A 22188-nucleotide genomic window follows, 5' to 3' on the forward strand; every position below is an offset into this window, starting at 1 on the left:
GCCGGCCGGGTGGGCCGGCGCCCGATCTCATGTTTGGAGAACGCAGTCAGAGAACGCGGCGGATCTCCGTCGCGAAGCTGTCGATGTGCTCGCGGGTCAGCCGCTCTGCACGCTCGGCGTCGCCGTCGGCGATCGCCTCCAGGAGCGGGGCGTGCTCGGAGATGTGGGACGCCAGGTCCGGGAGCTTGTCCACGACCAGGCACCAGATCCGGGTCGCCAGGTTGTCGTAGCGGACCAGGACGTCCTCGAGGTGCCTGTTGCCGGTGGCGCGGTAGATCATCCGGTGCACCGACATGTCGAGCCGCATCAGGGTGGGCCGGTCGTCGCCCGACGGATCGAGACCTCGAACCTTCTGGGCCATGGCGCGGAGCTCGGCTCGCATCCGGTCGGTCGCGGCGGTCGCCGCTCGGTTGGCGGCGAACGGCTCGAGCTGCTGGCGCAGGTCGGAGATGGCGCCGAGCTCGGTGACGTCGACCGGCGTCGCGAACGTGCCGCGGCGCGGGTAGGAGATGACCAGATGGTCGGTCTCCAGGCGTTTGAGGGCCTCTCGCACCGGGGTGCGGCCGAACCCGAGGGAGTCCGCGAGCCTGCCGTCGTTGATCGGCTCGCCCGGCCTGATGTCCAGCATGATCAGCCGATCCCGGATGCGCTCGTAGGCCGCGTGCGCCAGCGAGATCGTTGCGCCGATCGCCGGCGGAGCGGGCGCCTGAGCGTCGGTCATACCAAGTCACCGCTTTCTGATCTGGGCCGTTGACAGGTGTTCGCTACCCAGCATACTGTTGATCCCGAACTGATATATCAATCGTACTTCAAGAGTTTGGGAGTTCATCGTGGTTGACGTCTTGACCGCCTCGCTCGCAGACCTCGATCCCGAGGTCAGCGAGCAGATCGACGCCGAGCTGAGCCGCCAGCAGACGACGCTGGAGATGATCGCCTCGGAGAACTTCGCTCCCGCCGCCGTGATGGAGGCTCAAGGATCGGTTCTCACCAACAAGTACGCCGAGGGCTACCCCGGCCGCCGCTACTACGGCGGTTGTGAGCATGTCGACGTCATCGAGCAGCTCGCCATCGACCGCCTCAAGGCGCTGTTCTCCGCGGAGTACGCCAACGTGCAGCCGCACTCGGGTGCCCAGGCCAACGCCGCCGCGATGTTCGCCCTCCTCGAGCCCGGCGACACCATCCTCGGCCTCTCGCTGGCCCACGGTGGCCACCTCACCCACGGCATGAAGCTCAACTTCTCCGGACGCCTCTACCAGGTCGTGCCGTACGAGGTCCGCCGCGAGGACTTCCTGATCGACATGGCCGAGGTCGAGCGCCTCGCCCTCGAGCACCGGCCCAAGCTGATCGTCGCCGGCTGGTCCGCCTACCCCCGGCAGCTGGACTTCGCGGAGTTCCGCCGGATCGCGGACCTGGTCGGCGCCCGGCTCATGGTCGACATGGCGCACTTCGCCGGCCTGGTCGCGACCGGCCTCCACCCGAACCCGGTCCCGTTCGCCGACGTCGTCACCTCGACCACGCACAAGACCCTGAGCGGCCCGCGCGGTGGCGTCATCCTCACCAACGACCCCGCCGTCGCCAAGAAGATCAACTCCGCGGTCTTCCCCGGCCAGCAGGGTGGGCCGCTCGAGCACGTCATCGCCGGCAAGGCGGTCGCCTTCAAGGTCGCCGCGGAGCCCGGGTTCCGCGAGCGCCAGGAACGTACGCTCCGTGGTGCCCGCATCATCGCCGAGCGGCTGCTCGCCGACGACGTCGCGGCTGCGGGCATCTCGGTGGTCAGCGGTGGCACGGACGTCCACCTCGTGCTGGTCGACCTGCGCGACTCCGAGCTCAACGGTCAGGACGGCGAGGACCGCCTCCACCGCATCGGCATCACGGTCAACCGCAACGCCGTCCCGTTCGACCCGCGTCCGCCGATGGTCTCCTCCGGCCTGCGGATCGGCACGCCCGCGCTCGCCACCCGCGGCTTCGGCGACACCGACTTCAGCGAGGTGGCCGACATCATCGCGGCCGCGCTGAAGGACGACTTCACCGAAGAGACGGCCGACGCCCTGCGCAGCCGGGTCACGAACCTCGCCGAGAAGCACCCGCTCTACCCCCACCTCCTCGAGTCGAACGGAGCCGAGTGATGGCAGACCTGCTGCCCGAGCACCCCGACTTCCTCTGGCGCAACCCGGAGCCCAAGTCCTCCTACGACGTCGTGATCATCGGCGGCGGCGGACACGGCCTGGCGACGGCCTACTACCTGGCGAAGAACCACGGCATCACGAACGTCGCGGTCCTCGAGCGTGGTTGGCTCGCGGGCGGCAACATGGCGCGGAACACGACGATCATCCGGTCCAACTACCTGTGGGACGAGTCCGCGGCGATCTACGAGCACTCCCTCAAGCAGTGGGAGGTGCTCCCCGAGGAGCTCGACTACGACTTCCTCTTCAGCCAGCGCGGCGTGCTCAACCTCGCCCACACGCTGCAGGACGTACGCGACTCGGTGCGGCGCTGCGAGGCGAACCGCCTCAACGGGATCGACGCGGAGTGGCTCGACGCCGACCAGGTGAAGGAGGTCTGCCCGATCATCAATGTCAGCGACAACATCCGCTATCCGGTCCTCGGCGCGACCTACCAGCCTCGCGCGGGCATCGCCAAGCACGACCACGTCGCCTGGGCGTTCGCGCGCAAGGCAGACGAGCTCGGCGTCGACCTCATCCAGGACTGCGAGGTGACCGGCTTCGTCAAGGACGGAAACCGGGTGGTCGGCGTACAGACGAGCCGAGGCACGATCGCCGCCGGCAAGGTCGCGCTGTGCGCAGCAGGGCACTCCAGCGTCCTCGCCGAGATGGCCGGTTTCGACCTGCCGATCCAGTCCCACCCGCTCCAGGCGCTCGTCTCCGAGCTCCATCAGCCGGTCCACCCCACCGTGGTGATGTCGAACCACGTCCACGTCTATGTCTCCCAGGCCCACAAGGGCGAGCTGGTCATGGGTGCCGGCGTCGATGCGTACAACGGCTATGGCCAGCGCGGCGGGTTCCACGTGATCGAGGAGCAGATGGCAGCTGCCGTCGAGCTGTTCCCGATCTTCGCCCGCGCGCATCTGCTCAGGACCTGGGGTGGCATCGTCGACGTCACGCCGGACGCATCGCCGGTCGTGAGCAAGACGCCGATCGACCAGCTCTACGTGAACTGTGGCTGGGGCACCGGCGGCTTCAAGGGCACGCCGGGTGCCGGCTGGACGATGGCGCACACGATCGCCCACGACGAGCCCCATGAGTACAACGCACCGTTCGCACTGGAGCGATTCAGCACCGGTGCCCTCATCGACGAGCACGGCGCAGCCGCCGTGGCCCACTGAAAGGAGCCGACGATGATTCTCATCAGCTGCCCCAACTGCGGGTCCCGCGACGAGACCGAGTTCCACTATGGCGGCCAAGCCCACGTCCCCTACCCGGAGGACCCGAACACCCTCAGTGACGAGGAGTGGGGTCGCTACCTGTTCTACCGCGAGAACACCAAGGGCATCTTCGCCGAGCGCTGGGTCCACAGCTCCGGCTGCCGCAAGTGGTTCAACGTCCTTCGCGACACCGTCACCTACCGCATCGCCGCCGTCTACCGCGCCGGCGAACCGCGTCCCACCCTGGATGGAGGCCCGCAGTGAGCACGACGTCGCACCGCCTCGCAGACGGCGGCCGAATCGACCGATCCACCCGCCTCACCTTCAGCGTCGACGGCCAGGAGTACGCCGGCCACGCCGGTGACACCCTCGCCTCGGCACTGATCGCCAACGGCGTGCTCGAGTGTGGCCCCTCGCTGTACCGACAGCGTCCTCGCGGCGTCCTCGCCGCCGGGCTCGAGGAGTCCAACGCGCTGGTCAAGCTGAGGCGTCCCGGCGACTCGGTGACCGAGTCCATGCTTCCCGCCACGACCGTCGAGCTCGTCGACGGGCTCGAGGCCGACTACCTCAGCGGCCTCGGCGACCTCGACCCCGCCGACGACACCGCGATCTACGACAAGTTGTACGTCCACACCGACGTCCTCGTCATCGGAGCCGGCCCGGCCGGGCTCACCGCGGCCCGCACCGCCGCCGCATCCGGAGCTCGGGTGATCGTCATCGACGACCAGCCCGAACTCGGCGGGTCGCTTCTCTCCAGGCGCGGTCTCAGCATCGACGGCGTGGACAGCGACACCTGGCTGCGTGGGGCCACCGAGGAGCTCGCGGCTGCCCCCGAGGTCACCGTGCTCACCCGGACCAACGCCTTCGGCAGCTACGACGCCAACTACGTGATCGCGCTCGAGAGCCGGCTGGACCACCTCGACGCGTCCGCCAAGGAGGCGCTCACGGGGCTGTCGCGCCAGCGGCTCTGGCACATCCGGGCGCAGCAGGTCGTCATCGCGACCGGCGCGCACGAGCGTCCCCTGGTGTTCGGCAACAACGACCGCCCCGGCGTCATGCTCGCCTCCGCGGTCCGCACATACCTGAACCGGTACGGCGTGGCCGCAGGCGCACGGGTCCTGCTCGCGACCACGAACGACAGCGCCTACGAGGTTGCCGCCGATCTGACCGAGGCCGGAGTCGCCGTCGCGGCCGTCGTCGATGCTCGCGCCGAGCAGTCCGACGCCGCCCGCCGCGCCGAAGCCGCCGGCATCGAGGTCATCCTCGGCTCCGCGGTCCTCGACACCGACGGTGACCCGAGGGTCACCGCCGCCACGGTGTCGGCCGTCGACGCCGACGGCGTCGCGGTCGGCGAGTGGCGCGACATCGCCTGCGACGTCGTCGCCGTCGCCGGCGGATGGAGCCCCGTGGTCCACCTGCACAGCCAGCGGCAGGGCAAGGTCCGCTGGGACGAGGACCTGGCCGGGTTCGTCCCTGATGGCGTAGTCGCCGGTCAGCAGATCGTGGGGTCGGCCCGGGGCAGCTACACCCTCGATGCGTGTCTCGCCGAGGGGCGGCATGCGGCAGCGACGGCGCTGCTTGCCGCCGGTTTCATCGGCGAGGCCGAGGCCCCGACCGGGCCGCTTCCCGCGGCGACAGGTGACGGCACCACCCGCGCTCTGTGGCTCGCCGCCGAGGCCGGCGTTCCGCTCGACGACCTCGTCGACCACTTCGTCGACTTCCAGCGCGACCAGACCGTGCACGACGTACTGCGTGCGACCGGAGCCGGCATGCGCAGCGTCGAGCACATCAAGCGCTACACCTCCATCAGCACCGCCAACGACCAGGGCAAGACGTCCGGAGTCAACGCCATAGGAGTCATCGCCGCCGCGCTCAACGACGGTCGCAGCCCCGGCGAGATCGGCACGACCACGTACCGCGCTCCGTACGCTCCGGTCCCGTTCGTCGCTCTCGCGGGCCGCGAGCGGGGTGACCTGTTCGACCCGGCCCGGCTGACGTCGATCCATCCCTGGCACGTCGCGCACGGCGCCGAGATGGAGATCGTGGGGCAGTGGCTGCGGCCGTGGTACTACCCGCAGAACGGCGAGTCCCTGGACGAGGCCGTTCTCCGCGAGTGCGCCGCCGTCCGCGAGTCCGTCGGCATGATGGACGCGACCACCCTGGGCAAGATCGAGGTGTGGGGGAGTGACGCCGGGGAGTTCCTCAACCGGATCTACACCAACGCCTTCAAGAAGCTCGCCCCCGGATCCGCGCGCTACGGCGTCATGTGCACGCCCGACGGGATGATCTTCGACGACGGCGTCACGCTCCGCATCGAGGAGGGCCGCTACTTCATGACGACGACCACCGGTGGCGCCGCGAAGGTCCTCGACTGGCTCGAGGAGTGGCACCAGACCGAGTGGCCCACCCTGGACGTCAGCTTCACCTCGGTGACCGAGCAGTGGGCCACCATCGCCGTCGTCGGCCCCAAGTCACGGGAGGTGATCGCCAAGATCGCTCCGGAGCTCGATGTCAGCAACGAGGCTTTTCCGTTCATGACGTTCCGCGAGACGACGCTCGCCTCGGGCGTCCCGGCGCGGGTGTGCCGGATCTCGTTCTCCGGAGAGCTCGCCTTCGAGGTCAATGTCGAGACCTGGTTCGGACAGCACGTGTGGGAGGAGATCCACGCCGCCGGCCAGGAGTGGGCGATCACCCCGTACGGCACCGAGACCATGCATGTGCTCCGGGCGGAGAAGGGCTACCCGATCGTCGGCCAGGACACCGACGGCACGGTCACGCCCCAGGACGCCGGCATGGAGTGGATCGTCTCCAAGGCGAAGGACTTTGTCGGCAAGCGGTCCTACAACCGGGCCGACACCGCACGCACGGACCGGAAGCACCTCGTCTCGGTGCTGCCCGTCGACAAGAGCTTCAGGCTGCCCGAGGGCACCCAGCTGGTCGAGTCCGGTACGCCGATCACCCCCGCCGACGGACCAGTGCCGATGCTCGGGCACGTGACCTCTAGCTACCACAGTGCCGCGCTCGGGCGCTCGTTCGCCCTGGCGCTCATCAAGGATGGCCGCAACCGCATCGGCCAGACCCTCGTCGCACCGGTCGGGGACCGACTGGTCGACGTCGTCGTCGCTGAAACCGTCCTCTACGACCCGGAAGGAAGCCGCCGCGATGGTTGAGACCACGATCGAGCCGCTCGACAAGAAGATCTCCGCTCTGCGCGTCAGCCCGGCCCAGCACCTCCACGGCGACTTCGTCGACGCCGGCGTGTCGGGTGCCTTCGGGGTGCGGGTGCGTGAGGAGCAGTTCCTCACCATGGTGGGTCTGCGGGTGCCGATCGGCTCGCCCGACCGGGCGCGCCTGGCCCAGATCCTCGGCGCCGAGCTCCCCGGACGATGCGGCGAGGTCGCCACCGGCCACGACGTGGTCATCCTGTGGCTCTCGCCCGACGAGTACCTGGTCATCTCGCAGAACGTGGCCGGGTCCACCCTGGTGTCCTACCTCCGCGCAGGCGTCTCGGGAGGCGGTGCCGCGGTCGTCGACCTGTCGGCCAACCGCACCACCTTCCGGCTCGAGGGAGCTTCCGCGCAGGCGGTCCTCGAGAAGGGCTGTCCGCTCGACCTCCACCCGAGGGCGTTCACGCCGGGCACGGCGGTCGCCAGCACCATCGGACGTGTTCCGGTGATCCTCTGGAAGGTCGACACGGACTCCTACCGGATCCTCCCGCGTGCCTCGTACGCCGACTACCTGGGCCGCTGGTTGATCGACGCCATGGCCGAGTTCAAGGTCATCTCGACAAGCTCGACACAGCGCCTGGGATCCGGCTGATGGCGCTGAGCGTGTTCGACATGTTCTCCGTCGGCATCGGACCGTCGTCGTCCCACACGGTCGGCCCGATGCGCGCGGCGGCGCAGTTCATCGATGCCCTGAAGGCCGGCTCACTGCTCGACGCCGTCGCCCGTGCCCAGGTGGAGCTGTTCGGCTCCCTCGGTGCCACCGGTCACGGTCACGGCTCCGACAAGGCCGTGATCCTCGGGCTCGAGGGCAACCGGCCCGAGACCGTCGACACCGACAGAGCCGACGCTCGCGTTGCCGAGGTCCGAGCCACTCGGCGCCTGCGGCTCTCCGGCGCCCAGGGCATCGAGTTCGACGCCGACGACGTCGTCATGCACCGCACCAAGACCCTTCCGGCGCACCCGAACGGCATGATCTTCCGCGCGTACGACGCCGAGACGAACGTGCTCTTGGAGAGCACCTACTACTCGGTCGGTGGCGGTTTCGTCGTGGACGAGCGGGCAGCCGGCGCCGATCGGATCGTCGAGGACGCGACCCCGATCCCGTACCCGTTCACCACAGGGGCCGAGCTGCTCGCGGTCTGCGCCGAGTCAGGCAAACGGATCAGCGACGTGATGATGGCCAACGAGCTGGCGTGGCGTACCGAGGAGGAGGTGCGTGCCGAGCTGCTGCACATCTGGTCGGTCATGCAGGAGTGCGTGCGCAACGGCTGCACCCGCACCGAACCCACGCTGCCCGGCGGGTTGAAGGTTCCCCGGCGTGCCCCCGGTCTCTACACCCACCTCCAGGCATCCACGGACGAGACGGACCCGCTCAGAGCGATGGACTGGGTCAACCTCTTCGCCCTCGCCGTCAACGAGGAGAACGCGTCGGGCGGACGGATCGTGACCGCGCCGACCAACGGTGCGGCGGGCATCGTCCCGGCCGTACTCCACTACTACGAGAAGTTCGTGCCCAGCGCCGACGAGGACGGGATCGTGCGGTTTCTCCTCGCCGCCGCCGCGGTCGGGATCCTGTTCAAGATCAACGCGTCGATCTCCGGCGCCGAGGTCGGCTGTCAGGGCGAGGTCGGCTCTGCCTGCGCCATGGCTGCCGGAGCCCTGTGCGAAGTGCTCGGAGGCACCCCGGAGCAGGTGGAGAACGCGGCCGAGATCGGCATCGAGCACAACCTAGGGCTCACCTGCGACCCCGTCGGTGGCCTGGTGCAGATTCCCTGCATCGAACGCAACGCCATCGCCAGCAACAAGGCCATCAACGCCGCCCGCATCGCCGCTCGCGGCGACGGCAGCCACCGGGTCTCTCTCGACGCCGCGATCAAGACCATGCGCGAGACCGGAGCCGACATGAAGATCAAGTACAAGGAGACCTCCCGCGGAGGCCTCGCCGTCAACGTCATCGAATGCTGACGTCCCCGGTCTCGCGAGAAGGAGAAGTGCATGACCACCGCAGCAAAGATCGACGGCAAGCGCATCGCTGCTGATCTGAAGACCGCGCTCGCCGTGCGGGTGAAGGCACTGCACGAGGCCGGGATCGACCCCGGCCTCGGCACCATCCTCGTCGGTGACGACCCCGGCTCCCGCTCCTACGTCGCGGGCAAGCACCGCGACTGCGCCGAGGTGGGCATCGCCTCGATCCGGATCGAGCTCCCTGCCAGCGCATCGCAGGCCGAGATCGAGGCAGCGGTGCAACAGCTCAACGACGATCCGACGTGCACCGGTTTCATCGTCCAGCTGCCCCTGCCGCCCCACGTCGACACCCATCGGGTCCTGGAGCTCATCGACCCGGACAAGGATGCCGACGGGCTCCACCCCACGAACCTCGGCAAGCTGGTGCTCGGCACTCCTGCTCCGCTGCCGTGCACCCCGCGCGGGATCATCGAGCTCCTGAGGCAGCACGACGTACCGATCACCGGACAGCGGTTCTGTGTCATCGGCTGCGGTCTGACCGTCGGCCGGCCGCTCGGGCTCATGCTCACCCGCCCCACCGAGCACGCCACCGTCACGCTGTGCAACATCGAGACGCGTGACGTCGCCGCACACGCCCGGGCCTCGGACGTCATCGTCGCCGCGGCGGGTGTGGCTCACCTGGTCAAGCCCGACTGGGTCAGCCCCGGCGCCACGGTCCTGTCCGTCGGGATCACCCGCACCATCGAAGGCATCCTGGGCGACGTCGATCCGAACGTGGACGTCGTCGCGGGCAAGATGAGTGGTGCCACCGGCGGGGTCGGACCCATGACCCGCGCCATGCTGCTGACCAACATCGTCGAGATCGCCGAACAGCATCTGGCTGCCAGGGAGGCGATCGCCGGGGCGCTGACATGAGCGAGCGCCAGCGAGCGACCACAAGGCTCAGGCCGCCGCGCCCGTATGATGGCGCTTGCGCTACGGGCGTGGCGGCATGAGTGCCACGCAGCTGCTCACCGAGGCAGATCGGCGCTGTCAGGTGATGGGCATCATCAACGTCACCCCCGACTCGTTCTCCGACGGCGGCCGGTTCCTCGACGTCGACGCAGCCGTACGCAGGGGCCTCGAGCTCATGCGCGACGGCGCCGACCTCCTCGATGTCGGCGGCGAGTCCACCCGGCCCGGTGCCCAGCGGGTCAACGCGGCCGAGGAGATCGCCCGCGTGATCCCGGTGGTCGAGGCCCTGGCCCGGGAGGGGTTGCCGGTCTCGGTCGACACCATGCGCGCCTCGGTCGCCCAGCGAGCCGTCGAGGCCGGGGCCGTCATCGTGAACGACGTCTCCGGCGGGCTCGCCGACCCCAGGATGCTGCCCTTCCTGGCCGAGGCGGAGGTCACCTGCGTCCTCATGCACTGGCGCGCCCACTCCATGCGGATGGACGACTTCTGCTTCTACGGCTCGGTCGTCGATGACGTGTGCGCCGAGCTCCGCGACCGGGTCGATGCCGCACTCGACGCCGGCGTACGTCCCGAGCGCATCGTCCTCGACCCCGGTCTGGGGTTCGCGAAGAACAGCGCTCAGTCCTGGGAGCTGCTCGCGTCCCTCAGCACGCTGAGAGACCTCGGCTTCCCTCTCCTCGTCGGAGCCTCCCGCAAGCGGTTCCTCACCGAGGAGGCCACGTACGGACGGCGTGACCCGGATGTCCCGGCCGACCGGGACGAGGCGTCGGACGCCGTGGCCGCCATCGCTGCCGCGGAAGGCGCCTGGGGTGTGCGCGTGCACTCGGTGTCCGGTGCCGCTGCCGCCTCCAGGGTGGCCGCACGCCTGCGTGGATCTGCGGTCGCAGCCGACGTGGTCGGGGCTCGGGCAGGACGGCGATGAGTCGTCGCTCGGCCGCTGTGACCGTACGGAGGCTGCTGCTCGACGCCCGCTACGAGGTCCTGCCCACTGCGACGATCGAAGAGGTCGTCGCCAGGTCTCTTCCGGTCGGCCGAACCGTCACGGTGACCGCTTCCCCGGCCAAGGGCCTCGATCGAACCGTGGACCTCGCCATCCGCCTCGCCGGGCACGGGTACGAGGTCGTACCCCATCTCGCCGCGCGGATGGTCTCGGGCCGGGCCGAGCTCGCCGACATCGTCGGTCGCCTGAAGGCGGCCGGCATCGACAAGGTCTTCGTGCCCGCCGGCGACGCCGAGCAGCCGGGAGCGTTCCCCAGCGCGCTGGAGCTCCTCGAGGCGCTCGTCGACCTCGGCGACCCGTTCAGTCACGTCGGTGTCGCCGGCTATCCGGAGGACCATCCGACGATCATCCACGACCGCCTTGTCCAGGCGATGTGGGACAAGCGCCACCACGCCACCGAGATCGTCAGCAACCTCACCTTCGACGACAGGGCCCTCACCGATTGGGTACGCCGCGTCCGCGCCCGCGGGGTCACGACACCGATCATCGTAGGGCTGCCCGGCCCGGTCGAGCGCGCCAAGCTCCTCACCATGGCGACCAAGATCGGGGTGGGGGAGTCGACGAGGTTCCTCGCCAAGAACAAGGGCATGTTCGCGCGCATCGCCGCGCCCGGGGGCTACTCGCCGGAGCGGTTCCTCACCCGTGCGGCGCCGGCGCTGGACAAGCCGGAGGCCGCGATCACCGGTCTGCATCTGTTCACGTTCAACCAGGTCGCCGAGACCGAGGCCTGGCGCCGCGACCTGCTGGCGCGCCTCGGCGGAGGACCCCAGTGACCGGCACCGGCCTCGACCTCGACGTCGAGGAGGTGGAGCGGCGGCTCCTCGCCCGCTGGCCCGAGACCAGGATCGCCCCGTCCCTCGAGCGCATCCGGGCGGTGACGGACGCGCTCGGCCGGCCACAACGCGACTACCGGTCGATTCACATCACCGGAACCAACGGCAAGACGAGCACCGCGCGGATGGTGGAGGCCATCCTCCTCGAGCTGGGCTCGACGGTCGGCCGGTTCACCAGCCCCCATCTCGCCGACATCCGGGAACGGATCAGCATCGGCGGCCGGCCGATCCCGCAGGATGGTTTCGTCCGGGCCTACCGCGATGTGCTGCCCGCGGCCGAGGCCGTGGACCGCGAGAGTCCCACTCCGCTGTCGTTCTTCGAGATGACGGTCGCCATGGCCTACCAGGCGTTCTCGACGGCGGCCATCGACGTCGCCGCGGTGGAGGTCGGTATGGGCGGCATGTGGGATGCGACGAACGTCATCGACGCTCCGGTCGCCGCGATCCTCCCCATCGGCCTCGACCATGTCGATCACCTGGGGCCGACGAGGCTCGACATCGCGGCCGAGAAGGCCGGGATCATCAGGCCGGGTGCGCTGGCCGTCACATCTCGGCAGACCCCAGATGTCGAGCAGCTCCTCCGAGCCCATGCCGATGCGCATCTCGCGCGGCTCATGGTCGAAGGCCGTCACTTCCGCCTGAGCGGCAGACGAGCGTTCAGCGATGGTCAGATCATCTCGGTCAACGGCCTCGCCGGTCACTATCCCGAGGTCCCGCTCTCACTTCACGGCCGCCACCAGGCGCACAACGCGGTGCTTGCCATCGCGAGCGTCGAAGCCCTCCTGGAAGACGTGATCCCGCTGGACGCACTGCGACGGGCGCTCGGCTCGGCCCGCTCGCCCGGGCGGCTGGAGGTGCTGCCCGGCACGCCCGCGGTGATCCTCGACGCAGCCCACAACCCCGACGGTGCCCGGGCCTTGGCCACCGCCCTGTCCGATCTGGGCCGCCGGCAGACGGTCGCCGTGGTCGCTGCGATGGGCGACAAGGACTTCGACGGCATGCTCGCCGAGCTCGAGCCTGTGGTGTCGATGATGATCTGCACCCGGAACAGCAGCCCGAGGTCGCTGTCGTCCCGCGACACCGCCGCTGCGGCGCGCGGAGTGATTGGCGCGGATCGGGTCGTGGAGATCGACGACCTCGCCGACGCCCTCCGCGAGGCCGCCAGAGCGGCCTCGGCTCTCTCCGAGGAGGGTGGAGACCCGGCTCAGGTGCTGGTCACGGGCTCTGTCGTCACCGTGGGGGAAGCGCGCCACCTGTTGGGTAGGTGAGACGGTCCTGCCCCTGGCCGATGTGGCCAGGGGCAGGACCGTCCGGCTGCCCGGTTGCGTCAGCGCACCATGCCGTGCGGGTCGATGACGTACTTGGTGGCCGCGCCCTGGTCGAACGCGGCGTAGCTCTCCGGCGCCTCGTCGAGGCTGATGGCCTTCGCATTGACGGCGTCGGCGATGTGGGCCTTGTCGGCGAGGATCAGGTTCATCAGCTGGCGGTTGTACTGCTTGACCGGGCACTGGCCGGTCACGAAGGTGTGCGACTTCGCCCAGCCCAGGCCGAGCCGGACGCCGATCTGCCCCTGCTTGGCCGCATCGTCGACGGCGCCGGGGTCGCCGGTGACGTACAGACCGGGGATGCCGAGGGAGGCGCCGGCGCGCGCCACGTCCATGATGTCGTTGAGGACGGTGGCGGGCTGCTCGGCGGCGTCTCGGCCGTGGCCACGGGCCTCGAACCCGACCGCGTCGATCGCCGCATCCACGACGGGTTCACCGACGATGTCCGCGATGATGTCCGCGAGGGCGTCACCGGAGGAGAGGTCCGCGGTCGCGCAGCCGAAGCTGGCAGCCTGCTCGAGCCGGTCCGCGTTCATGTCGCCGACGATGACCGTGGCGGCACCGAGCAGCTGTGCTGAGTACGCCGCGGCGAGCCCGACCGGGCCTGCGCCTGCCACGTACACAGTCGAGCCGGTGGTGACGCCGGCGGTGTAGGCGCCGTGGTAGCCGGTCGGGAAGATGTCGGAGAGCATCGTCAGGTCGAGGATCTTCTCCAGGGCCTGGTCCCGGTCGGGGAACTTCAGCAGGTTGAAGTCGGCGAACGGGACCATGACGTACTCCGCCTGGCCACCGATCCAGCCACCCATGTCCACATAGCCGTACGCCGCGCCGGCCCGCGCGGGGTTCACGTTGAGGCAGATGCCGGTCTTGCCCTCGTTGCACATACGACAACGACCGCACGCGATGTTGAACGGGACCGAGCAGATGTCGCCCACCTCGTGGAAGAGGACGTCGTCGCCGATCTCGACGATCTCGCCGGTGATCTCGTGGCCGAGCGTCTGACCCACGGCGGCGGTCGTCCGGCCGCGCACCATGTGCTGGTCGCTACCGCAGATGTTGCTGGTCACGAGCTTGAGGATCACCGCGTGCGGCGCGGCGCGCTTGATGCCCAGGCCGCTCACGACGTCCTGGGGGAGCTCCAGCTTCGGGTACTCGATGGACTCGACGGCCACCTCGCCCGGCCCCTTGTAGACGACGACTCTGTTGTCTGCCATGGCGTCTCTTCTTCCTGCCCCGGATGGGGGCGTCCGGCTTGCTCAGTTGCGGGGATGTTTCTCATAGCGAAACAAGAGCGCTATATGAAACAACGTAGACCGTCGGTGGCGTCGGCATCAAGACCCTGTTTCGACCGTTTTCAGAGCTCTTGCGGAGGTGTCTCGTTGCTCGCGCCGCGGCTACTCGGCAGTAGGGGCGAAGGCGAGGATCTGACAAGGAGGCATACTGTTTCAGCATGAGCAACACGAGCGAAACACGGAGCACGACCGTTCACTCAGTGGACCGAGCCATCTCCATCCTCCAGGTGCTCGCCCGTCGGGGGGCTGTCGGAGTCACACCGATCTCCGAGGAATTGGGTGTGCACAAGTCCACGGTCTTCCGTCTGCTGGCCACCCTCGAGGCGCGCGGGCTGGTGGAGCAGAACGCGAGCCGGGGGCACTATCAGCTCGGCTATGGCGTCATCCAGCTGGCCGCCGGTGCGACCCGCAAGCACGACATCTCGGTCACGAGTCGCCCGATCTGTATGGCGCTGGCCGACGCGGTCGGCGAGACCGTAAACATCGTCATCAACGACGGCGAGGAGGCCATCACGATCGACCAGGTGATCGGGAGCGCCGAGATCACCTCGGTGAACTGGGTCGGGCAGCGCAGCCCCCTGCACACCACTGCTTCCGGCAAGGTCTTCCTGGCGACCATGTCGCCGGAGGACCGTCGGGAGATCGTCGAGGGTGGGCTGGAGCGCTATACCGAGGAGACCGTGATCGATCCGGCCAGGCTCGAGGAGCAGCTCGCCGAGGTCAGGAAGCTGGGCTACTCCTACTCGGTCGACGAGCACGAGATCGGCCTCGCCGGCGTGGCCGCGCCGATCCGTTCCCTGGGTGGCGGGGTGATCGCCGCGGTGGTGGCCTCGGGCCCGTCGTTCCGCATCACCTCCGAGAAGGTGCCCGAGCTGGCTGAGCATGTGCTTGCCGCCGCTGCTGCGATCTCCGAGCGGAACGGCTTCCCCAAGGCCGAGTGATCCGCGCCTGCCGAGGCGACGAACCGGCACCCTCGGAGTGGCCCGCATGCCTCGTGCATGCGGGCCACTCCGCGTACGTCGTAAAGCCCGCGTAAATCCTGCGGACGAATCCAGATCGACCCGTTGACAGCGTCTTCTTCAGCGCGGCAGAATCGTTTCACGCTACGCAGTAGTTGTGCAGAGTGAAACAACCGCCGTCTGGCGGACCGCCGTATCTGAACCCGGAATCTGCCCGGTTTGAGCGTGGGAGACATCAACGTGACGCGTATGAGCATCGAAACGACGCCGGTGGAGCTGGCGTCCCTGGCGGACAGGCGAGCATCCGGCTACAGCCTGGAGGCGCCCTTCTACATCAGCTCGGAGATCTACGAGCAGGATCTCGACGTCATCTTCGGTCAGCACTGGATCTTCGCTGTCGCCGAGGCGGAGATCCCGGACCCGGGTGACTACGTCACCATCGATGTCGGCGCCCACTCCGTGATCGTCGTTCGAGACGACGACGAGAACGTTCGCGCCTTCAGGAACGTGTGCCGGCACCGTGGATCACGACTGCTCGAGTCCGCGTGCGGCTCGATCGGCAACATCGTGTGTCCCTACCACCAGTGGACCTACCGGGTCGACGGCAGCCTCATCTTCGCCGAGTCGCAGGCGAACACCTTCGAGTACGACAAGTTCGGGCTCAAGCCGGTGAACGTCCGAGCGGTCGGCGGCCTGATCTTCCTCTGCCTCTCCGACGAGCCGCCGACCGACTTCGACGAGGTCAGCGAGTTCATCGAGCCCTACCTGAAGCCGTACTCGCTCGCTTCGGCGAAGGTCGCCCACCAGACCGACATCGTCGAGGAGGGCAACTGGAAGCTGGTGATGGAGAACAACCGGGAGTGCCACCACTGCGACGCCTCCCACCCGGAGCTGGTGACGGCGTACTTCCCGATCAGCCGCTACGAAGCCGCGGACGTGCCACCGCGCATGCAGTCGGTCTTCGACCGCTATCAGGAGGCGCAGGCGGAGCTGGAGAAGGCCCGCGACGCGATCGGCTTCCCGCACGAGGAGCGTTGCGAGCTCGAGGGTCGTACGACGGCGTTCCAGCTCTCGCACCTGCCGCTCGACGGCGCAGGGGCCTCGTTCGGTCCTGACGGGCAGCAGCTCTGCGCGAAGCTGATGGGCTCCATCGAGGACCCCAGGTTCGGAGACCTGTCGCTGCACATGCAGCCCAACTCGTGGTTCCACTTCCTCGGTGACCACGCTGTCGTCTTCTCGGTGATCCCGCTGGCGGTCGACCGGACGCTGGTCCGGACGACCTGGCTGGTGAACCCGGAGGCTGTCGAAGGGGTCGACTACTCGGTCGAGTCGCTCACCTCCGTCTGGCGTGCCACCAACGACCAAGACCGCGTCCTGGTCGAGGGCACGCAGCGAGGAGTGGCGGACCCGGGCTACGTACCTGGTCCGTACTCCGTGGTCGAGGGTGAAGTCGATGCCTTCGTCACCTGGTACGTCCAACGCATCCAAGCCAGTGCCTAGCCGGAGTTCGGGAGGAAACATGACCATCATGGAGACCGACATCCCCAAGGTGTCGGAGCCCAACTCGTTCGGTCTGCAGAACGGCCGCCCGGCGCCCGTGCGCAGCCGGCGGATGCTGGAGCCCTGCTGGGCCGAGAGCGACGTGATGGACCTGGTGTGCAGCCAGGTTCTGGCGGTCACCCATGACGTGAAGACCTTCGTCTTCACGACCCCCGAGCGACGTCCCTTCGACTTCGAGGCGGGCCAGTTCATCACCATCCGGGTCGAGATCGACGGCGAGCTGATGACCCGTTGCTACACGATCGCCTCGCCGCCGACCAGGCCCGACCGGCTGGCCATCACGGTCAAGCGGGTCCCCGACGGTGTGGTCTCGAACTGGCTCCACGACAACCTCGAGCCCGGGGCCTGGATCTCGATGCACGCTCCGGCAGGTGCGTTCGTCCTGCCGGAGGAGGACGCGTCGAAGTACCTCTTCCTCTCGGCCGGCAGCGGCATCACCCCCGTGCTGTCGATGACGAGGACGCTGTACGACCTCGGCTCCGAGGCGGACATCCTCTTCGTGCACAGTGCGCGTACGCCGGCCGACATCATCTACCGCGGCGAGCTCGAGGCGATGGCACGCCTGATGCCCAACCTGCGAGTCGTGGAGATCTGCGAGGGCGATGCCCCCACCGAGCGCTGGATGGGGCTGCAGGGACGCATCTCCAAGCCGGTGCTCGAGATCTTGGCCCCTGACCTCAACGAGCGTGAGACGTTCATCTGCGGTCCGGCGGGCTACATGGCGGCGGCGAAGTCGCTGCTCGAAGAGCTCGGCTACGGCATGGAGAAGTACCACGAGGAGAGCTTCGACTTCGGCGCTCCCGCGGTCCCTGCTCCGTCGACGGCACCGCCCGTCGAGCAGGACTCCGAGGAGGGGGTCGGAACCGGGTTCTCGGTCGAGTTCGCGCGCAGCGGCCGGATGATCACCTGTGGCCCGGACGAGACCATCCTGGAGGCGGCGATGGCGGCCGGCATGCGGCCGATGGCGGCCTGCGGTCAGGGCATGTGCGGGACCTGCAAGGTGTCGATGCTCTCCGGGGAGGTCGACATGCAGCACAACGGCGGCATCCGGCCCAAGGAGATCGCCAACCAGAAGGTGCTGATCTGCTGCTCGAAGCCTCTGGGTGACATCCAGTTGGACTGCTGAGGCACGGAGCGTCAGAGAACCTGGCGGATCTCGCTCTCGAAGCTGCCGATGTGCTCGAGGGTGAGCTTCTCGGCGCGGTCGGCATCACCGTCCGCGACCGCGCTGAGGAGCTGCGCCTGCTCGAGGACGTGGTGGGCCAGGTCGGGCAGGCGATCGATCACCATCCACCAGATCCTGATGGCGAGGTTGTCGTACCTGATCAGGATGTCCTCGAGGTGGGCGTTGCCGCTCGACTGGTAGATCAGGCCGTGCGCCGCCTTGTCGACGCGCATCAGGGAGGTGCGATCTCCGTCGCCCAGCTTGCCCTTGCTGATCTGGGCGGCGAGGTCGCGCATCTGCTCACGTTGCTGTGTCGTCGCGCGTTCCGCGGCCGCGCGGGCGGCGTACGGGGCGAGCTGGCGCCGGATCTCGGCGATCGCGCTGAGCTCGGTCGCGTCGATGGTCGTGGCGAAGGTGCCGCGGCGCGGAAAGGAGTGGACCAGGTGATCGGCCTCGAGCCGTTTGATCGCTTCCCGGACAGGAGTACGCCCCATGCCGATCGCCTCTGCGATCTGGCCGTCGTTGATCGGCGCCCCCGGACGGATGTCGAGCATCACCAGGCGCTCGCGGATGTATCGGTAGGCCTGATCGGCGAGCGAGGTGGCGGGGGGATCCGACGTTGCTGCCAGAATCTCGTCAACTGTCATTGAGTTCTTGCCCCACTTGTCCGCTCCGGATCGTCGGCAACAGATCTTCTGCCGCCTTTACCATCTTAGTCTGATACATCAGTTACATCGCAACGGCGTGCCGAACACCTGCAGGAGCCGCTCGGCCTTCCAGCCTGTCTCGGCGTACTCGTCCTGAGCTGTCGAATGGACGGTGATCCCGCCGCCGGTGCCGAGCTCCCAGGTGCCGTTGCCTGTGGTGGTGAGACTCCTGATCGCGACACCGAGATCCGCCCGGCCGTCAGGTGCGATCCATCCGAAGGCACCGGAGTACACGCCGCGCGGAGTGGTCTCCACGCGGCGGATGATCTCCATGGTCCGCAGCTTCGGCGCACCCGTCATCGAGCCGGCCGGAAAGAGGGAGCGCAGCGCCTCGATGCCGGTGACGTCGTCACGCAGCCGGCCGCGTACGGTCGTCACGAGCTGGTGCACCGAGGCGTAGGACTCGACCGCCATCAACGACGGAACCGTCACCGTGCCGGGGTCGCACACCATCGCCAGGTCGTTGCGGAGGAGGTCGACGATCATCAAGTTCTCGGCGCGGAACCTGGGGTTCGACGCCAGGTCCCGGCGCAGCTCCTCGTCCTCGGCGGCGCACGTGCCGCGCGGGGTGGTGCCCTTGATCGGCCGGGTCTCGATCCACCGGTTCCGGTCGATCGTGGCGTAGCGCTCGGGTGAGGAGCTGAGCAGCCGGAACCCGTGATGCTGGATGAAACCGGCGTACGGAGCCGGGTTGAGGTCGCGAAGGCGCAGGTACGCGACGGCCGGGTCGATGGCGTCCTGCACCTCGATCCGGTGCGTCAGATTCACCTCGTACGTGTTGCCGGCCCGCAGCTCCCGCTGCACCTCGTCGAAGGCGCGCGTGTAGGCGGTCGGGGCGGCGCTCACGGACTGCGCGGGGAGGACTCGTGCGGTGCGGTGGGCCGGGCGCGCGAGCGGCTCGTCGACGATCATCGTGTTGCGGGTGCGCATCCAGATCGCGTCAGGCATCGCGGGGTCGCCCGCGAGACCTGTCCTGGCCGGTAGATCCGGACGACATGCATAGCCGAAGTAGCCCACCCAGATCTCGTCCTCGGGCGTGCGGGCGAGCTCGTCCCCGAGGACCGTGAAGATGTCCGTGCCGACCTGGCTGACATCTCCGGCGCGGTGACGAAGCACCTCACCTCGCCCGGCGTCGTAGGTGAGGGAGATGTCGTCGTCGCGCAAGGCCACCATGATCGACCGGGAGGTCTGACCGGGCCCTGAGTCCAGCCAGAAGCAGCGGCGCTGGCGGTTCGCCATCTCGGCGAACCGTTTCTCGGCGGTCATCTCGTGGCCGTGCATGTGCGCCAGCTCTCTAAAAGTCACACTAACGACAACTAGTATATCAGTGTTAGTGTCTGGGTATGGCGGATCGTTCGGGCCGGGTACTGCGGCTGCTGAGTCCTCGGGGGTCGAATGCGACCGTGTCGGGGCAGAGCATGGCGCTGGCCGGGCTCGGTCTGTCTGTTCGTGAGGCGGCGCCCGCCGTGGCTCCTGTTCCCGCGGTGCGCGCGGGAACGCTCGTCTTCACTTCAGGGCAGCTGCCGATCCGGGAGGGCGAGCTCCTCGCCACGGGCAGGGTCGGTGACGCTCTTGGCGTCGCCGACGGCCAGACCTGTGCGCAATGGTGCGTGCTCAACGCTCTCGCCGCGATCAAGTCGGAGATCGGTGACCTCGGGCAGGTGAAGCGAATCGTCAAGGTCGTCGTGTATGTCGCCTCCGGCACCCTCTTCGCGGATCAGGCCCTGGTCGCCAATGGTGCCTCGGAGCTTCTCGGTCGGGTGTTCGGCGATGCGGGGCGACATGCGCGCTCCGTGATCGGGGTCTCGGCCCTGCCTCTGGACGCCCCGGTGGAGGTCGAACTCGTCGTCGAGATCGACCCTTGCCTTGTGTGATGCATCACAGATAAGGTAACTAGTATATCAGCGTCTGGCCGCGTAGCGCCCCACTGTCGTGCCGCCACCCGGAGCCTCTCTGGCACCGACAGATGCTGCTCATCCCAAGAGCTCTTGATCGGAGTGCGTCATGAGATCCTCTGCACGTCGCGGAGACCTTTCCCCGGTAGCGCCGCGCCACAAATCCGTCGGCCAGAACGGAAGCCCGACCCATCCGGCCCTCGACTGTCCTCCTGAGGAGCCCGCCAAGGATGCCGGTGGTCTTGATCGCGTCGTCTTCGGAGTGACCGCGGTCATCGCGATCGGCTTCCTGGTCTGGGGCTTCGTCAGCACGGAGTCGCTGGCGTCGGTCTCAGGGAAGTCGTTGTCCTGGGTGATGGCCAACCTGGGCTGGCTCTTCGTCACCGCGGCATCGACCTTCGTCGGCTTCGTACTGTGGCTCGCCTTCGGCAAGTTCGGGAACATCCCGCTCGGCAGGGACGGCGAGGAACCCGAGTTCCGTACGGTCTCGTGGATCACGATGATGTTCAGCGCCGGAATGGGGATCGGCCTGATCTTCTACGGCGTCAGCGAGCCGGTCAGCCACTTCGTCGCACCTCCGCCGGGCTCTGTCGGCGATGGTCAGTCCGAGAAGATCCAGACGGCCATGGCAACCACCCTCTTCCACTGGGGAATCCACCCCTGGGCGATCTACGCCCTGGTGGGGCTGGCGATCGCTTACAGCGTCTTCCGCAAGGGCCGCGGTCTGCTCATCAGCTCGGTGTTCGAGCCCATTCTCGGGCGCCACGCCCGCGGCGCCGGCGGCAAGGTCATCGACATGCTCGCGATCTTCGCGACGCTCTTCGGGTCGGCCGCGTCGCTGGGCCTGGGGGCGCTCCAGATCCGCAGCGGCCTGGAGATCGTCGGCGGGCTCGGCACGACGGGCAACGGGATCCTGGTCGCGATCATCGCCGTCCTCACGGTCGGGTTCGTCTTCTCCGCGGTCTCCGGCGTCGCCAAGGGGATCCAGTGGCTCTCGAACATCAACATGGTGCTCGCCGTCGGACTGGCCCTGTTCGTCTTCGTCGCCGGTCCGACCGTGTTCATCCTCAGCCTGGTCCCGACAACTGTCGGAAGCTACTTCCAAGAGGTTGCGATGATGTCGGCGCGAACCTCGGCCGAAGGGTCTGCGACCGCCACCTGGTTGTCGGGCTGGACGGTCTTCTACTGGGCCTGGTGGCTCTCGTGGACGCCGTTCGTCGGAATGTTCATCGCGCGGATCTCGCGGGGCCGCACCATTCGCCAGTTCGTGACGGGCGTGCTCCTCGTCCCGTCGCTGGTCAGCCTGGCCTGGTTCGCGATCTTCGGCGGGGCGGCTCTCGACCTGCAGTTGGGCGGTGTGGACATCGCCGGTGCGGGCGGCGTCGAGACCCAGCTGTTCACGACCCTGGAGTCGTTCCCGTTCGCGACGGTGGCAAGCGTCGTGGTCATGATCCTGGTCGCGCTCTTCTTCATCTCAGGAGCGGACGCGGCCTCGATCGTCATGGCCACGCTCTCCGAGCGCGGATCCATCGAACCGAGCAGGCCGACGGTGATCTTCTGGGGTGTTGCCACGGGCGCGGTCGCTGCCGTGATGCTGCTGGTCGGCGGTTCCGACGCGTTGAGCGGCCTGCAGACCATCACCATCGTGGCGGCGGTCCCGTTCGTCGTCGTCATGGTCGGGCTGTGCGTATCGCTGGTGAAGGACCTTCGGGAGGACCCACTCGTGGTGCGTGCCCAGTACGCCTCCAAAGCCGTCGAGCAGGCCGTTGTCTACGGGGTCTCGGAGCACGGTGACGACTTCGTCATCCGGGTCTCCCGTGATCCCGATGCGCCCGCCGACGAATCGGTCGCTGGATCGGCCAACGAATCGGCCGACGAACTGGCCGATGACGAGGAGGCCGAGCTGCCCAGGTCGGCCAGCTAG

The 22188-nt window shown here is 68.3% G+C and carries 19 protein-coding genes; 15 read left to right on the forward strand and 4 right to left on the reverse strand.

Features of this window, described 5'->3' with window-relative positions:
• Positions 1 to 46 precede the first annotated feature (46 nt).
• Positions 47 to 721 (reverse strand): GntR family transcriptional regulator, encoded by a 675-nt coding sequence (locus ABZY89_RS21300; RefSeq protein WP_355230396.1) that lies wholly within the window; start codon positions 719 to 721, stop codon positions 47 to 49.
• Between the two features lie 109 nt (positions 722 to 830).
• On the opposite strand from ABZY89_RS21300, the gene glyA reads away from it, so the two are divergent.
• The 10 genes from glyA (at position 831) to ABZY89_RS21350 (ending at position 12629) form a co-directional block, all read left to right on the forward strand.
• Positions 831 to 2126, forward strand: coding sequence for a serine hydroxymethyltransferase (glyA, locus tag ABZY89_RS21305; RefSeq protein ID WP_355230397.1), 1296 nt, complete (start codon positions 831 to 833; stop codon positions 2124 to 2126).
• Positions 2126 to 3343 (forward strand): sarcosine oxidase subunit beta family protein, encoded by a 1218-nt coding sequence (locus tag ABZY89_RS21310; protein WP_355230399.1) that lies wholly within the window; start codon positions 2126 to 2128, stop codon positions 3341 to 3343. The genes glyA and ABZY89_RS21310 overlap by 1 nt, the downstream gene beginning before the upstream one ends.
• A gap of 12 nt (positions 3344 to 3355) precedes the next feature.
• Positions 3356 to 3646 carry a sarcosine oxidase subunit delta gene (locus tag ABZY89_RS21315; RefSeq protein ID WP_355230401.1) on the forward strand — a complete coding sequence of 97 codons (291 nt, stop codon included), beginning with the start codon at positions 3356 to 3358 and terminating at the stop codon, positions 3644 to 3646.
• Positions 3643 to 6552: a sarcosine oxidase subunit alpha family protein gene (locus ABZY89_RS21320; protein ID WP_355230403.1), complete on the forward strand. Its 2910-nt coding sequence runs from the start codon at positions 3643 to 3645 to the stop codon at positions 6550 to 6552. Before ABZY89_RS21315 ends, ABZY89_RS21320 begins: the two co-directional genes overlap by 4 nt.
• A complete protein-coding gene (locus ABZY89_RS21325) occupies positions 6545 to 7201 on the forward strand; it encodes a sarcosine oxidase subunit gamma family protein (protein WP_355230405.1) in 657 nt (218 codons plus the stop codon). The genes ABZY89_RS21320 and ABZY89_RS21325 overlap by 8 nt, the downstream gene beginning before the upstream one ends.
• The gene (locus ABZY89_RS21330) at positions 7201 to 8574 is read left to right on the forward strand and encodes an L-serine ammonia-lyase (protein WP_355230407.1); all 1374 of its coding nucleotides are present in this window, start codon (positions 7201 to 7203) and stop codon (positions 8572 to 8574) included. Before ABZY89_RS21325 ends, ABZY89_RS21330 begins: the two co-directional genes overlap by 1 nt.
• A gap of 30 nt (positions 8575 to 8604) precedes the next feature.
• The gene (locus tag ABZY89_RS21335) at positions 8605 to 9489 is read left to right on the forward strand and encodes a bifunctional methylenetetrahydrofolate dehydrogenase/methenyltetrahydrofolate cyclohydrolase (protein ID WP_355230410.1); all 885 of its coding nucleotides are present in this window, start codon (positions 8605 to 8607) and stop codon (positions 9487 to 9489) included.
• A gap of 76 nt (positions 9490 to 9565) precedes the next feature.
• Positions 9566 to 10450, forward strand: a complete 885-nt coding sequence (folP, locus tag ABZY89_RS21340) for a dihydropteroate synthase (protein ID WP_355230412.1) — start codon at positions 9566 to 9568, stop codon at positions 10448 to 10450.
• Positions 10447 to 11301 (forward strand): methylenetetrahydrofolate reductase, encoded by an 855-nt coding sequence (locus ABZY89_RS21345; protein WP_355230414.1) that lies wholly within the window; start codon positions 10447 to 10449, stop codon positions 11299 to 11301. The genes folP and ABZY89_RS21345 overlap by 4 nt, the downstream gene beginning before the upstream one ends.
• On the forward strand, positions 11298 to 12629 hold the full coding sequence (locus tag ABZY89_RS21350; protein ID WP_355230416.1) for a folylpolyglutamate synthase/dihydrofolate synthase family protein: 1332 nt from the start codon (positions 11298 to 11300) through the stop codon (positions 12627 to 12629). The genes ABZY89_RS21345 and ABZY89_RS21350 overlap by 4 nt, the downstream gene beginning before the upstream one ends.
• A gap of 59 nt (positions 12630 to 12688) precedes the next feature.
• Here the strand turns inward: ABZY89_RS21350 and fdhA are convergent, their stop codons facing one another.
• Positions 12689 to 13900: a formaldehyde dehydrogenase, glutathione-independent gene (gene fdhA, locus ABZY89_RS21355; protein WP_355230417.1), complete on the reverse strand. Its 1212-nt coding sequence runs from the start codon at positions 13898 to 13900 to the stop codon at positions 12689 to 12691.
• Between the two features lie 236 nt (positions 13901 to 14136).
• Between fdhA and ABZY89_RS21360 the strand changes: the two genes are divergently transcribed.
• The 3 genes from ABZY89_RS21360 (at position 14137) to ABZY89_RS21370 (ending at position 17623) form a co-directional block, all read left to right on the forward strand.
• Positions 14137 to 14919 carry an IclR family transcriptional regulator gene (locus ABZY89_RS21360; RefSeq protein ID WP_355230419.1) on the forward strand — a complete coding sequence of 261 codons (783 nt, stop codon included), beginning with the start codon at positions 14137 to 14139 and terminating at the stop codon, positions 14917 to 14919.
• 267 nt (positions 14920 to 15186) lie between these two features.
• Positions 15187 to 16437, forward strand: a complete 1251-nt coding sequence (locus ABZY89_RS21365) for an aromatic ring-hydroxylating dioxygenase subunit alpha (protein WP_355230421.1) — start codon at positions 15187 to 15189, stop codon at positions 16435 to 16437.
• 19 nt (positions 16438 to 16456) lie between these two features.
• Positions 16457 to 17623 carry a hybrid-cluster NAD(P)-dependent oxidoreductase gene (locus ABZY89_RS21370; RefSeq protein ID WP_355230423.1) on the forward strand — a complete coding sequence of 389 codons (1167 nt, stop codon included), beginning with the start codon at positions 16457 to 16459 and terminating at the stop codon, positions 17621 to 17623.
• Positions 17624 to 17634: 11 nt separating this feature from the next.
• Here the strand turns inward: ABZY89_RS21370 and ABZY89_RS21375 are convergent, their stop codons facing one another.
• Together ABZY89_RS21375 and ABZY89_RS21380 are read right to left on the reverse strand one after the other, a co-directional pair.
• Positions 17635 to 18309, reverse strand: coding sequence for a GntR family transcriptional regulator (locus tag ABZY89_RS21375; protein WP_355230424.1), 675 nt, complete (start codon positions 18307 to 18309; stop codon positions 17635 to 17637).
• A 78-nt stretch (positions 18310 to 18387) separates the two neighbouring features.
• Positions 18388 to 19650: an anthranilate synthase component I family protein gene (locus ABZY89_RS21380; protein ID WP_355230426.1), complete on the reverse strand. Its 1263-nt coding sequence runs from the start codon at positions 19648 to 19650 to the stop codon at positions 18388 to 18390.
• 137 nt (positions 19651 to 19787) lie between these two features.
• Between ABZY89_RS21380 and ABZY89_RS21385 the strand changes: the two genes are divergently transcribed.
• Together ABZY89_RS21385 and ABZY89_RS21390 are read left to right on the forward strand one after the other, a co-directional pair.
• The gene (locus tag ABZY89_RS21385; protein WP_355230481.1) at positions 19788 to 20243 is read left to right on the forward strand and encodes a RidA family protein; all 456 of its coding nucleotides are present in this window, start codon (positions 19788 to 19790) and stop codon (positions 20241 to 20243) included.
• Between the two features lie 130 nt (positions 20244 to 20373).
• Complete coding sequence (locus ABZY89_RS21390) at positions 20374 to 22188, forward strand: BCCT family transporter (RefSeq protein WP_355230427.1); 1815 nt, start codon at positions 20374 to 20376, stop codon at positions 22186 to 22188.

The organism is Nocardioides sp. NPDC006303 (genome assembly GCF_040613175.1).
Classification (GTDB): Bacteria; Actinomycetota; Actinomycetes; order Propionibacteriales; family Nocardioidaceae; genus Nocardioides.

Excerpts from the sequence above, each read along its gene's own strand:
- ABZY89_RS21300 (WP_355230396.1), bottom strand. The coding sequence starts at position 721 with ATGACCGACGCTCAGGCGCCCGCTCCGCCGGCGATCGGCGCAACGATC.
- ABZY89_RS21365 (WP_355230421.1), top strand. The coding sequence starts at position 15,187 with ATGAGCATCGAAACGACGCCGGTGGAGCTGGCGTCCCTGGCGGACAGG.
- ABZY89_RS21375 (WP_355230424.1), bottom strand. The coding sequence starts at position 18,309 with ATGACAGTTGACGAGATTCTGGCAGCAACGTCGGATCCCCCCGCCACC.
- ABZY89_RS21380 (WP_355230426.1), bottom strand. The coding sequence starts at position 19,650 with ATGCACGGCCACGAGATGACCGCCGAGAAACGGTTCGCCGAGATGGCG.
- ABZY89_RS21330 (WP_355230407.1), top strand. The coding sequence starts at position 7,201 with ATGGCGCTGAGCGTGTTCGACATGTTCTCCGTCGGCATCGGACCGTCG.
- fdhA (WP_355230417.1), bottom strand. The coding sequence starts at position 13,900 with ATGGCAGACAACAGAGTCGTCGTCTACAAGGGGCCGGGCGAGGTGGCC.
- ABZY89_RS21315 (WP_355230401.1), top strand. The coding sequence starts at position 3,356 with ATGATTCTCATCAGCTGCCCCAACTGCGGGTCCCGCGACGAGACCGAG.
- ABZY89_RS21325 (WP_355230405.1), top strand. The coding sequence starts at position 6,545 with ATGGTTGAGACCACGATCGAGCCGCTCGACAAGAAGATCTCCGCTCTG.
- ABZY89_RS21360 (WP_355230419.1), top strand. The coding sequence starts at position 14,137 with ATGAGCAACACGAGCGAAACACGGAGCACGACCGTTCACTCAGTGGAC.
- ABZY89_RS21385 (WP_355230481.1), top strand. The coding sequence starts at position 19,788 with ATGGCGCTGGCCGGGCTCGGTCTGTCTGTTCGTGAGGCGGCGCCCGCC.
- ABZY89_RS21335 (WP_355230410.1), top strand. The coding sequence starts at position 8,605 with ATGACCACCGCAGCAAAGATCGACGGCAAGCGCATCGCTGCTGATCTG.
- folP (WP_355230412.1), top strand. The coding sequence starts at position 9,566 with ATGAGTGCCACGCAGCTGCTCACCGAGGCAGATCGGCGCTGTCAGGTG.
- ABZY89_RS21370 (WP_355230423.1), top strand. The coding sequence starts at position 16,457 with ATGACCATCATGGAGACCGACATCCCCAAGGTGTCGGAGCCCAACTCG.
- ABZY89_RS21390 (WP_355230427.1), top strand. The coding sequence starts at position 20,374 with ATGAGATCCTCTGCACGTCGCGGAGACCTTTCCCCGGTAGCGCCGCGC.
- ABZY89_RS21345 (WP_355230414.1), top strand. The coding sequence starts at position 10,447 with ATGAGTCGTCGCTCGGCCGCTGTGACCGTACGGAGGCTGCTGCTCGAC.
- ABZY89_RS21310 (WP_355230399.1), top strand. The coding sequence starts at position 2,126 with ATGGCAGACCTGCTGCCCGAGCACCCCGACTTCCTCTGGCGCAACCCG.